This is a genomic window from Macrococcus capreoli, assembly GCF_025628935.1.
Taxonomy (GTDB): Bacteria; Bacillota; Bacilli; order Staphylococcales; family Staphylococcaceae; genus Macrococcoides; species Macrococcoides capreoli.
In genome coordinates this window covers 26,602-39,833 of the sequence record NZ_JAOTIS010000001.1, presented here as the reverse complement: position 1 = coordinate 39,833, position 13,232 = coordinate 26,602, and the positions used below count along the sequence as shown (strand labels likewise).

Sequence of the window (13,232 nt, the reverse complement as noted above, 5' to 3'; positions counted from 1 at the left end):
AATCATTACAATTTATTGATATATTATTTCTTCTGATCTGCTTGACTTACTTTCTGTTCTCCTGGCTTGAGTGCTAACTGTTCTTTCACTTTCTCATTCATCTCACCGTCAATCACTGATTCCGGCATGAGTTCTCGACGATTACTTGTCGTATCTTTATCATTATGTGACATCACATTCGCCTCCTTCAAATTGAATAATTAGTTATACCCATTTATTTGTTTTATATACAGATTAAATGTGAATTCATACAGAAAATTTCATCCTATTGCTATAATGATATCAACAATATTCAAGTTAAATATACAAACATTTTACTGGAGGCGAATGCATGGACTTTAAATCCCGCGCACAACAAATATTACATGAAACATACGGTCCGGAAAGCAAATTTAGAGCAGGTCAATTAGAAGCGATCCTTGCAGTCGTTAATAAACAGAAGACGCTCGTTATACAGAAAACTGGATGGGGGAAATCGATTGTGTACTTCATAGCAACGAAATTACTCAGAGAAAATGGCAGTGGCCCTGCCGTCATTATTAGTCCGTTGCTCGCATTAATGCACAATCAAATCGATGCTGCGACTGGGCTCGGGTTAGATGTCATTACGATTAATAGTAATAACCGTGATGAATGGGATGATTTATACGCCCGACTTCATAACGTGGATGCAATAATTATTTCCCCGGAAAAGTTATCTGATCCTCGATTTATCGAAGCATTATCACAAGTGAATGATATTGAACTAATCGTAGTCGATGAAGCACACTCCATATCAGACTGGGGACATGACTTTAGACCTGACTACCAACGTATCGTCAACCTCGTAAAAGCATTACCTGATAACGTTGCAATTCTTGGAACGACGGCTACTGCGAATGACCGTGTCATTGAAGATATCAAGTCTCAATTAGGAAACGTGCAAGTATTCCGTGGTAATTTAATCCGTTCGAATATTTCCATACAAGTGAATCCGTCACAATCGAAAGCAGAGCGGCTTGCATTTTTAGCAGCGAACTTAATAGAACATCCATTCTTAAGTAAAGAGCAAGGTATTGTTTACTGTTTAACGAAGAAGGAATGTGAATCTGTTGCAAACTTCTTATGTGAACAAGGCATTTCAGCAGCGGCATATTATTCTGGTATGAAAGACGAATTCGGTGAAGACACATCCGTAACTACACTTGAGCAATTTCATGAAGGAAATATACGCGTCATCGTTGCAACCGTTAAACTTGGAATGGGCTATGATAAATCTAATATCGGCTTTGTTGTGCATTTCCAGTTACCACAGAACTTAATAGCTTACTATCAACAAATTGGCCGTGCCGGTCGAGATGGGAAACCCTCATTGGCACTGCTATTACACGGCGATGAAGATGATGCGATCATTCAATCATTCATTGATAGTGCTAATAAAGATCCAAAGTTACTTACTGAAATGCTTGATAAAATACGTTCAAATCCAGATGGCATGTCAAGAAATGATCTATTGCCCTATTTTAATTTAAACGTTACTAAATTAAGTGGCGTGTTGAAATACTTATTCGTGCATGAATACATCTTGTTAAACAAACGTAAATACGTCATTAATCCAGACAAACCATTTAATGCAGTTAGCAATGCAGCATTACAACATCAATTAAATCAAACGCGCCTTCAAGAACTGGATCATTTAAAGCGTTTCGTTAATTATGATGGCTGTTATATGAAATTTATCGCAGATGAACTAGATGCACCAGACGTTACAGAACGCTGTGGTATATGCGCACATTGCAGAAACCGTCAATTTATTTCACTATCACCAGACCATCCGATGATTCAAGTTGCTATGGATTATAAAAATAAACTACATGGCGAAATTACACCACGTAAACGTTGGTCCAACAATAAGAAGATTGATGAATCTTTACAATTTGAAAAGGGCTGGACATACACGTCGGATGCATACTCACCTGTTGGACGTAAGTTGATGTATGAACGCGATAATAATCATTATTCAGAACAAACGACATTGCAGATGAGTCAATTCTTAAAAGATATCATCACACAACATCATATAGATGCAGTCGTTGCGGTACCGAGTCTGCGTAGACCACACTTGACGACTAAACTTGCAAAAGCGATTGCAGCATACAATCATATTCAATTTATTGACGCTGTTATTAAGACAAGTGAGGGTAACCGCCAAAGTGATATGCACAACGCCATCATGCAGCAACAAAATATTGAAACGACAATTGCTCTGCAACATGAAGACCAATTAACTCAAAAAAATATATTGCTTATCGATGATACTGTAAATTCTAAATGGACGATGACTGTTATTGCTGCACAACTCCTTGAACACGCACAACACGTATATCCATTTGCACTGGTGAATACAGGGGCATCAGATTAATAACAATAAATTAGAAATATAATAAGTATTTTTTATAACATGATGCAATTTTAGATTAAATATTATTATTATATAAATATCCTAATTTCTTTAATACTACTAATTTATGGGTTACAATGTAAACAATGAGATTGGAGGTGATAGAATGATTTCGTGGTATATAAAATACAATACTAAGTTTTATCTCATCAGTATGACAAGTCTATTCCTTATCGGTATTATCATGTTGCTGATGTATATTTCAAGTTATACATTGTTTGCAATTTATGCTTTCACAATGATGATGATCATTACGTATGTTGATACGATTACTCAGATCAGAAGATATTTAGAAAGCAATCATGCGAAAGAATGGTATGTCGAGCAGTGGCATTTAAAAGATTGCGTCACTTATTCTTTATTTGTATTGATTATGTTGATATTAGGTACAATCGTTATTCATTTGTCACCTCCAAATATTCCCGGCAATCAAATGCATTATGCGACAGCATGCATGTTTGTCATCATGGCCATCATCAAATGGTTACGTTATATCGAATATAAAAATACGATGAAAGCTGGCAACATCAAATGACATGACATTTTTATTTGAATTTAGTTATATAATATAAACCCACCAGCTTGCTCATAAAGCAAAACGGTGGGTTTTCAATTTAATAAAATGTTGCGATCGTTTGATATATAAGAAATACATTTAACACACATAAAATAATTGTGAGCAGCCATGCTGTAATACTCACCCATTTCGGATTAATAAATGCGTCACCCATAATCGCTTTGTTATTCGTTGCCAATAAAAGCGGAATGATACTTAATGGTAATGCAATACTTAAAAACACTTGTGTGAATATTAATAATTCCTCAATTTGCATAGGGCTGGAGCGATATATCCATAAACAAATAAAGACCGGTGTTACCGCAATTAATCGCGTTACAAATCTTCTTATCCATGGTTTAACCTGTAAATGAATAAAACCTTCCATAACAATTTGCCCTGATAAAGTACCTGTTATTGTGGAATTTTGACCAGAAGCGAGTAATGCTACTGCAAACAATGTACTCATTACCGCGCCACCAACGATATGCCCAATTGGACTCGATTTAAGCGCATCGTATAATGCGTAGAAATGGCCTAATTCCTGATTGCTACCAAAGAAAAGTGCAGCCCCTAATATTAATAATAAACAGTTTACAAAGAATGCAATTGTTAACTGAATATTTGAATCTATCGTGGCGAAACGAATGGCTTCTCGTTTACTTTGCTCACTTGTTCTATCATATTGTCTCGACTGCACAATAGAAGAATGCAAATATAAATTATGTGGCATTATCGTTGCACCAATAATACCAAGCGCCATGTATAATACCCCACCATTTGTAATAATCGATTGATCAGGTATAAAGCCATGTGCAATATCACTGACGTTTGGCGATGCATTCAACACTTCAAATAAAAAGATAAAGAAGATTGTACTTATCAGAACACCGACAATCGCTTCAATCTTTCTGAAGCCATATTTCATGATTAATAACAGTAAAAAGACATCTAAAACGGTAATTGCTACACCTAGAAATAACGGTAATCCGAACAATAAATTTAAAGCAATTGCACTTCCTATTACTTCCGCAATATCCGTTGCCATAATCGCGAGTTCAACAATAATCCACGCGATAAATGCTTTCCTGCGAGACGTTAATTCACGGGTGATTTGTGCTAAATCTTTGCCACTAGCAATGCCTAGCCTGGCGCTCATACTTTGAAGTAACATCGCACTTAAACTTGAAATCAATATAACAAATAACAGCATATAGCCATACTTTGAACCACCACTCATTGATGTAATCCAGTTACCCGGATCCATATAGCCTACCGCAACGAGTAGCCCCGGTCCAAAGAACATGATGAGTTTCTTAAAGAAAGGTGCTTCACTATCAAAACTGACGGTATTATTAATCTCACTTAAACTTTTCTGCATAGCACATCCCCTTTCTATATGTTTTATATATATAGTATTTCGAGCGATTAGGCAAGGAGATATATATTCAAAAATATTTCGTGATAAAAGTACACCTGTAAACTTCATAGCAAATGCAACAAATTTTTCTTATTAGTTGGTAACTAACTGTGCTTAAAATTTTCAATATCTTTATTTTCGTTCTATTTTCATCAATTCTTATATGGTTTTCATCAATAAATTTAATAATAACCAACTTAAAAACGTACTTTTTACTCAAAATATAAAGAACAGGCTGCAAAATATCTATTTACAGCCTGTTTACTCATGATTAATTAAATTAAATCATCTATAGTCACTGGATTTGTAATTGCTACATTCTCCTGAACTAATTTCCTAGGTTTATCTACGATAATATCTGTTAAACTTGAATCAATTACGATATCCTTTAAAGAAATCATATCATTCTTCACGCCACGAATTGCCCCTTCTTCATCAATTTCCTTGAATTGTGTACGTTCAATATTCATCTTACCACCTTGCGTCACAATTCCAGCAATTGTAGTACGAATCTTACTGTCTTCGACATTTATTTCACTACCTTTAAGTCCTGAAACCGCAGCCATATTCGCATTGTCGAATGAGCATCGATTGACATGAATAACAGATTTTTGATCAATCGTGATATGGTTTTCATCTGTATGAGAAAACATGCATTCCTCAACTAATATCTTACTTTTTCTCCCTATTTGTAGATGTGAATTAGCTTTTCTAAATTTCGATTTATAAATATTAACTTCAACGTTATTCTCACAATATATCGTTTTATCAAATATTTCAAACTCTGAATTTTTCACATGAACTTTACTATTTGATTTAGCTTGAATTGCCACCTTTGCATGGTAGAGCTTAGAATTATTAATTGTTATATCCATTCTTTCAGTACTATAAAATATTGGATAATCAAGGTCACCTCTAATTTTTGAATCCTCAACATAAATTTTAGAATTCATATCAACTTTAGCAACTGCTAAGTTAACTTCAATATTTGAATTAATAATATATAAATCTGTCGTATTTATAGACATTACACTGTACACATTATTTGTCTGATAAGGTCTCATCATCTCACAATCAATCATTTGGATAGTACTATTTTCAGAAACAATTCCGATTTCATCAATAATGATCTTACAATTTTTTAACACTAGCCTGCCATTAAATAATGGTATTAGAAAACCTTGTTTTGTTTCAAGTATTAAATCTTCTAAAATCAATGTTTGACCATCAATCTGAAATATACCCTCTTGTTTAGAAGCTTTAAGTGTTGTATTACCACTTCCTTTTATATGCACATCTCTATTTATGATCGTACTGCATTTAAAATTACCATTGGGTAATTCCAATAATGATTCATTACTAGTTTTTAGAAAGTTTAATATCATTTCACTTGACTGAAATACTGTTGATTCTGACTCATTCATATATGAATGAGTCATCTTATTTAGCACATCTGTTCTTTTTAATTCTTCAGCATATTCTTGATAATAATGCATATATTCTTTCAGTGTATGACTCATCATAAATTCAATAAATTCAAAATCAAACTGATAGTAAAAAACTAATCGGATATTTTTTTTATCAATCTCAATATTATTTTTGATTAAAAATGCTGCAATTTCTTTATTTTTAGTTCTTATCGCTTTAGTCAATAAATTATCATCATTATTTTGTGGTTTATCATTAATATCAATTAATTGATTAGAAATTACATACTCAATGATATCAAGTCGATTACAAGAGATTGCATAATAAATAATTGTTTCATCCATAAATACATTGTGCAATATTTTAGGTTCTCTCTTTATTAATGAAGCAAACACATTTAATGACTCTTCTTTAACAATTCTGTAATGCTCTTTAATACTATTAATATCCATTTTTTTGCCCCCAATAATATGCTTTTTCCCCATGTTTGTTTAATATTGCTATAATTTCAGATTTATCTAAACCAGCATTATGAGCTTTCATTAAATCATTAACTAATGCTTCTAAATTTTCAGTACAATGTAATCCTTTTATATTTGGTGCCCAAACTAAATTCTCAATCCCTTTAATTGGATCAATATTATGGGCTCTTAAAATCGACTGTCCTTTATTAACCAATTCTTTTTGATAACTACCAAATCCTCTTTTAAAGAGAATATGATGAGCATGATACTTTTCCATCCAACTAGGAGGATTATCAGACTCCTTCCTTAAATATTTTCCGTAATTAAACTTCATATCCGCATCAGTACAATCATTATGCACCAGCACACTGTTTTGTCCAACGAAATAGGTATGATAATCCTCTACTTCAATGTTATATACATCAGTATTAATATCTTTTGTTTCTACATTGTTAACTTCTACTAATTGTTGTTCTGTTAATAATGTATCACCATGCAATAACTCTTCCGCTACTATAAACCCTCGGTTTGTTGTGAAATACAAATGGTGCGGTGTCGATTCAATAACTTCACCATTAGACAGCGTAACTTTAGTAATGACATCTGTCTGATGAGTAAATACTTCTGTAACAGGTTTATAACTTACATATCCTGTTTCCATGCATCGTGACAGTACTTCATCACCCGTCTGAATCACTTCAATCGGCTTTAACCCTTGTTTTGTCTTCACTAAAGTCCCGGCCACAAAACAGTTCTTAATCAGATTCATTTCGCATAATCTTGCTTTAACATCTGTCATTCTACTTCTTAGTATAATCCCTAATTCTTCACGTGTTAAACGAAATACTGGTTTATTAAACAGCTTCACATGTAAGTAATCACCGACCAATTTTGTGTACTCTAAGTTGTTAAACGCGCGCTTCGTCCCACTACTCACATTATCGATAAATCGGTTAAACACCGCCTCATGCTGTTTCCTAAACTGTTCAACCGGTCTTGCGATTGTCTTCTTCACATGCGATATATCATGCAACACACGATCTTTCACTACACGATAAGGAAATACTTTCTGACTCAGTACTGACGGTACTCGTTGTATATTCGTATTGTTAACAATCTGCCTCAATACGTGATCACCTGTCATCTTAGGTTTTAAGAAGCTATCTAACCCAAAGCTTTTGTCAAATGTATGCTCTACCGCTTGCTTAACAAATTGATTTGACTTGGATACCCATTCCCTGGATTGATTCACCACCGTATGCCCATTGATTTGATCGACTAATCCTTGAATTCTCGCTTGATTTAACCGTTCTGAGAAATTGGATTTCAATGTAATCAAATTAATTTAGAATTCTTTTTTAATTCTTCACTCAGGTAACTAATCGCTTCCTTAAATTGCTTTTCATCCTGTGCCACATGCAACTCAACAGGCAAATCCACTTCAAATACTTTCACTTCATCAAACTTTGGTAAGCCTAAATCATTAAATTCAACACCTGTTTTTGGATGCGGCTTTCCAGCCAGTTTCCCATTGATTATATATTTATTTCTTTTAAATAATATGTTCTTTAATGTGATAATATTATGAGAAAAATTTGCAATTTAAAAAAAAAGAGTTTGAGCACCATATGTCCCAAACTCTTTTCATTTAAAATATATTATTTGTCTTAATCTATTTTTTTCCAAACATTAATCTTGTTTGTTCATTTAAATATTTTTCACAACTTATTTTCTAAAAATTCCATCAAATCATTAAAAAATTTTTTTATTTCTTTAGTAATAATTATAAAATCTGAATCTTTTATCTTATCATTTTCTTTTAAAAATTCTATTGGTATATAAACAACATTTTGTTCATTTTGTAAATTTTTAATACCTATTATTACTCTAACATCTTCATCATCTTTTAATTTTGCAAATATTAAAGGCAAAAATTTTCTAGTTTTATGTAATCCACCTATTCTATTAAAAAAATTTAGCATATTTAATCTAGAATTTAAATCTGCATTTAAACACGATATTAAAATAATTCCCCCATTGATAGTCAATAAATATTCATTCATTCATTAATTCATTATTATATTTTTTTATAAATTTCTCTACAACTTCAGAAATTTCTATATCTAATTCTTTTTTTATTTCTATAATACAATTGTTTATATTTTTATTATTTTTTAATAATTTACTATTTATATCCTTAAACCGCAAATTATCTATAAATTCTTCGAATGAAGATGATATAATATGAATCGCCCATGGAAAATCTTCTAATTTTTCACTACTCATCATACTACCTAATTCCGCATCTGTATAATCATCTTCTACTTTTCCCTCCGGCAGTTCTATAAGACCTAGTTCTTCATGATCAATAAATACGACTGTGGGATTCAGCTCATCATTAGAATAATCAAACGCAATAAAGTTTCCTCCAGGATCTTCACCAAATAATACATATGGGCCAAAGTCATTGATTTCGTATACTTCATCAACATAAATCGATGAATAACCTTCTTTTGAAAACTTCAACATATTACTTATCATTGAGCCAGGTCTACCTTCCGAATCAAATTCGGCACTCATAGAAGCACCCTGGATACTTTAATGTGAATTCAACAAAATCTTTGGGTAGTTGATAGCCACGCCATGCTTCAAATTTTTTAATATCCTCAATAATTATTTTATCTCCATCAACGCTTATGTGGTTTTCAGCATTAAATTTCATATCATCCACCTCTAACACATGTATAATTACTGCTATTATAAAGAACAGGCTGCAAAATATCTATTTACAGCCTGTTTACTCATGAATAATTAAATTAAATCATCTATAGTCACTGGATTTGTAATTGCTACATTCTCCTGAACTAATTTCCTAGGTTTATCTACGATAATATCTGTTAAACTTGAATCAATTACGATATCCTTTAAAGAAATCATATCATTCTTCACGCCACGAATTGCCCCTTCTTCATCAATTTCCTTGAATTGTGTACGTTCAATATTCATCTTACCACCTTGCGTCACAATTCCAGCAATTGTAGTACGAATCTTACTGTCTTCGACATTTATTTCACTGCCTTTAAGTCCTGAAACCGCAGCCATATTCGCATTGTCGAATGAGCATCGATTGACATGAATAACAGATTTTTGATCAATCGTGATATGGTTTTCATCTGCAGATGAAAACTGACTATCTTCAACATTCACATCGCATCTTCTTCCGATTTGAATACAAGATCCCGCTAACTTCATTTCTGTATTATCAATTTGTATCTTGTTGTTATCTTTACAATAAATCATACGATCAAAATGTCTAAATAAAGTGTCAGTTATAGAAATATTACTATTATCCTTAACCATAATTCCTGCTTTAGCATTTAATAATGTAGAATCTTTAACTTCTATATCCATACTATTATTCGTATAGAATAGAACATGTTCCATATTGCCTCTGATTTCTGAGTTTTCAACGAAAACTTTACATCCTGTTTTCATTTGTGCCAATGCAATTTCTACTTCAATCTTAGAATTTGATACTATTAATTCACTACGATCAATCGTAATCACACTATGCGCCTCTGTCTTAGTTTCTTCTTGTATAATTTCACAATCAATAAGTTCAATTTTACTATTTTCTCCGTAAATTCCATAGGCTCCAATTGATAGTTTACAGTTTTTAAGTATTAATTTACCATTAGTCACTAGTATTAAAAATTTATCTGTTGATTCTAAAATCAATTGTTCTAACACTACATTAGCGTTATTGATTTGAAAGATCCCCTCATAGTATTCAGAAATCAATTTAGTATTTTGATGACCTTTAATATGGATATCTCGTTTTACTTCATGACTTAACACATAAGTTGCATCAGGTAATGTTAAAACAGTTTCTTCACTCTTATCTATAAAATCGATAATAACATCATTAGATTGGCGTTCAGCTTCTGGTGTTTTAGGTAGGTATTTTTCGTCTATCAAATTTACAATATCTATCCTGTTTTTTTCAATTGCAATTCTCCTTATATCTTTAAAGTTCCTTTTTTGATAATTTGCCAATAATTTTTCGATGATTAAATATGGTTGATTAAATGCTAGAGCAAAACTTATTGTTTTAGATTCAACTTCAACTTTATTCTTAAGTAAATAATTAATAACCTCTTCATTTTCTTCTTCCATTATTGCTTCAGTAAGTATGTTATAATCTTTATTTCCAGGAATATGATGTAATTTTTCACCATTAGTATTCGCAATATATTTTAATATATCAATACGTTTGTTTCCAGAAATATAATATAAAATATTGCCAAGTGCACTTTCATATTCTAAAATTTCAGGGTATTCTTTAATTAATTCTATAAATGAATTTAAATCTTCTCCTCTTATTATTTCATAAAATTTTTTAATTATTTTATCATCCATGATTTCAACTCCAATTCCCAGCTATTTCACCATATTTTTTCAATATCTTAGTTATATCCTTTTTAGTTGTTCCATTTTTATGTGCTACATCCAATTCTTCTACAATTTTCCTGAGGTTTTCCGCAGTATGTAGTCCTTTAATATTCGGTGCCCAAACAAGATTTTCAGGACCTTTTATTGGATCTATTCCATAATGTCTTAATATCTCCTGTCCTCTTTTTGATAACCTTCTTTGTTCTAAACCAAATCCACGCTTGTATATAATATGGTGTGCATGTGGTCTAATCATCCACTCAGGTGGATCACCAATATAACTGCGAAGTAATGCACCATAATCAAACTTCATCTCCGCATCAGTACAATCATTATGCACCAGCACACTGTTTTGTCCAACGAAATAGGTATGATAATCCTCTACTTCAATGTTATATACATCAGTATTAATATCTTTTGTTTCTACATTGTTAACTTCTACTAATTGTTGTTCTGTTAATAATGTATCACCATGCAATAACTCTTCCGCTACTATAAACCCTCGGTTTGTTGTGAAATACAAATGGTGCGGTGTCGATTCAATAACTTCACCATTAGACAGCGTAACTTTAGTAATGACATCTGTCTGATGAGTAAATACTTCCGTAACAGGCTTATAACTTACATATCCTGTTTCCATGCATCGTGACAGTACTTCATCACCCGTCTGAATCACTTCAATCGGCTTTAACCCATGTTTTGTCTTCACTAAAGTCCCGGCCACAAAACAGTTCTTAATCAGATTCATTTCGCATAATCTTGCTTTAACATCTGTCATTCTACTTCTTAGTATAATCCCTAATTCTTCTCGTGTTAAACGAAACACCGGTTTATTAAACAGCTTCACATGTAAGTAATCACCGACCAATTTTGTGTACTCTAAGTTGTTAAACGCACGCTTCGTCCCACTACTCACATTATCGATAAATCGGTTAAACACCGCTTCATGCTGTTTCCTAAACTGTTCAACTGGTCTTGCGATTGATTTCTTAACATGCGATATATCGAGCATCACGCGATCTTTCACTACACGGTATGGAATTACTTTCTGACTCAATACAGATGGTAGACGTTGTATGTTTGTATTTTTAACGATTTGGTTTAATACATGATCACCTGTCATCTTAGGTTTTAAGAAACTATCTAACCCAAAGCTTTTGTCAAACGTATGCTCTACCGCTTGTTTAACAAATTGATTTGACTTTGAAACCCATTCCCTGGATTGATTCACCACCGTATGTCCATTGATTTGATCGACTAATCCTTGAATTCTCGCTTGATTTAACCGTTCTGCGAAATTGGATTTCAATGTAATCAAATGTTCAGGCATTTTGAGATGACGTGTCATCCCACTCGTAATCACTTTCGTCGATGCCTTTAACCCCGTCTTCTCAATTGACTTCATTAATAATTTCTTTCCTGCGCCTTTCAGCGCCGGCGGAACAGGAATTAGTGACGCTGCTTCAACCCCTCGCTCAAGATTAGACAACTTTCTACCGGATACCAGATTCCTTCCAGACACCGCATTATGTACAGAATACGCTGAATATGCAGCAGCTGCCGCTGCACCTGCAAGGGGGTTGATAATAGAAAGCACAATTATCCCCGCCGTCGCTTTCATCTCAAACCAGAATTCTTTACTTTCCTGCGCTTCTCTCTTTAATTCCGCCTGCCTTTCGGCCTCAAGCCGTTTCGCTTCCTCTTCATAACTTTCATAATCAAAGCTTTGCCCTTTCAGCACCATATTTTGAAAGTCAGTTCGCTTTAAATCTTTATTTTCTTTCTGTTTTTTTATTTGTGCATAATTTTGATCAATAATCTTCTGAATATTTTTATCAGATTTAAGCAATTCCTCTAATGTATACACATCTTCTTTTTCAGCGTTTTTCACTTTCTCTTTAACAACATGTGCAGATGAACTGTGTAATGAAGGCGTATCTACACCATTCTTCTTTATATGAAATACATTGATATTTATATTTGAAATACTTTCCATCACTTGATCAAGCTTTGTTGTAAATGGATCATCCACCCGTTCTTTCAATCGATGATCGATTTGTGATACGTAATCCAGCATTTCATATTGATAGTAATCCATCACTTTCTTACCCGTTGGACCTATTTCTTTCGCTTCAACATGACATACACGATCGACGTCATATGCGTTAATCGCCGCCTGTATTTCTTGAATGGCGTCATCAATTTTTTGAAAGTCCGAACCCGATACTGCATCAAGTATACTTTGAATCTTCCGACGTTCATTATCATAATCGTGCGATAAGTAATCTATGGATTTCAAAATCACCATTCCTTATATTTTGATTAATAAAACTGTGCAACATATGATTTACTTAAAAATTATTTTCTACAATATGGATTAACTGAAATATTATTATAATTTGATTATATAAAAGCAGTCGAAATTTTTCCAACTAAAATATATAACGTATTAGAAATATTATTTCTAGTTAA

11 protein-coding genes are annotated in these 13,232 nt (G+C 32.8%); 2 read left to right on the top strand and 9 right to left on the bottom strand.

Translation table 11 applies throughout. The annotated features are described in order from the left end of the window. Positions 1 to 23: 23 nt before the first annotated feature. On the bottom strand, positions 24 to 173 hold the full coding sequence (locus OCL94_RS00195; RefSeq protein ID WP_262993335.1) for a hypothetical protein: 150 nt from the start codon (positions 171 to 173) through the stop codon (positions 24 to 26). A 158-nt stretch (positions 174 to 331) separates the two neighbouring features. Between OCL94_RS00195 and OCL94_RS00190 the strand changes: the two genes are divergently transcribed. Then, a complete protein-coding gene (locus OCL94_RS00190) occupies positions 332 to 2,401 on the top strand; it encodes a RecQ family ATP-dependent DNA helicase (protein WP_262993333.1) in 2,070 nt (689 codons plus the stop codon). 145 nt (positions 2,402 to 2,546) lie between these two features. After that, the gene (locus tag OCL94_RS00185) at positions 2,547 to 2,975 is read left to right on the top strand and encodes a hypothetical protein (protein ID WP_262993331.1); all 429 of its coding nucleotides are present in this window, start codon (positions 2,547 to 2,549) and stop codon (positions 2,973 to 2,975) included. Between the two features lie 79 nt (positions 2,976 to 3,054). Here the strand turns inward: OCL94_RS00185 and OCL94_RS00180 are convergent, their stop codons facing one another. The 8 genes from OCL94_RS00180 to OCL94_RS00145 form a co-directional block, all read right to left on the bottom strand. After that, positions 3,055 to 4,377 carry an Nramp family divalent metal transporter gene (locus OCL94_RS00180; protein WP_262993328.1) on the bottom strand — a complete coding sequence of 441 codons (1,323 nt, stop codon included), beginning with the start codon at positions 4,375 to 4,377 and terminating at the stop codon, positions 3,055 to 3,057. Positions 4,378 to 4,691: 314 nt separating this feature from the next. Next, positions 4,692 to 6,296, bottom strand: a complete 1,605-nt coding sequence (locus tag OCL94_RS00175; protein WP_262993325.1) for an ankyrin repeat domain-containing protein — start codon at positions 6,294 to 6,296, stop codon at positions 4,692 to 4,694. Then, entirely contained in the window at positions 6,286 to 7,647 is a 1,362-nt protein-coding gene (locus OCL94_RS00170; protein ID WP_262993323.1) for a polymorphic toxin-type HINT domain-containing protein, read from the bottom strand. Before OCL94_RS00170 ends, OCL94_RS00175 begins: the two co-directional genes overlap by 11 nt. A 379-nt stretch (positions 7,648 to 8,026) precedes the next feature. Beyond that, positions 8,027 to 8,371, bottom strand: a complete 345-nt coding sequence (locus OCL94_RS00165; RefSeq protein ID WP_262993321.1) for a hypothetical protein — start codon at positions 8,369 to 8,371, stop codon at positions 8,027 to 8,029. Further along, positions 8,364 to 8,888 (bottom strand): SMI1/KNR4 family protein, encoded by a 525-nt coding sequence (locus OCL94_RS00160; protein WP_262993319.1) that lies wholly within the window; start codon positions 8,886 to 8,888, stop codon positions 8,364 to 8,366. The genes OCL94_RS00165 and OCL94_RS00160 overlap by 8 nt, the downstream gene beginning before the upstream one ends. After that, positions 8,872 to 9,030: a hypothetical protein gene (locus OCL94_RS00155; protein WP_262993318.1), complete on the bottom strand. Its 159-nt coding sequence runs from the start codon at positions 9,028 to 9,030 to the stop codon at positions 8,872 to 8,874. The genes OCL94_RS00160 and OCL94_RS00155 overlap by 17 nt, the downstream gene beginning before the upstream one ends. 89 nt (positions 9,031 to 9,119) lie before the next feature. Next, positions 9,120 to 10,727, bottom strand: coding sequence for a right-handed parallel beta-helix repeat-containing protein (locus tag OCL94_RS00150; protein ID WP_262993315.1), 1,608 nt, complete (start codon positions 10,725 to 10,727; stop codon positions 9,120 to 9,122). Between the two features lie 4 nt (positions 10,728 to 10,731). Continuing rightward, positions 10,732 to 13,059, bottom strand: coding sequence for a polymorphic toxin-type HINT domain-containing protein (locus OCL94_RS00145; protein ID WP_262993312.1), 2,328 nt, complete (start codon positions 13,057 to 13,059; stop codon positions 10,732 to 10,734). Positions 13,060 to 13,232: the final 173 nt, after the last annotated feature.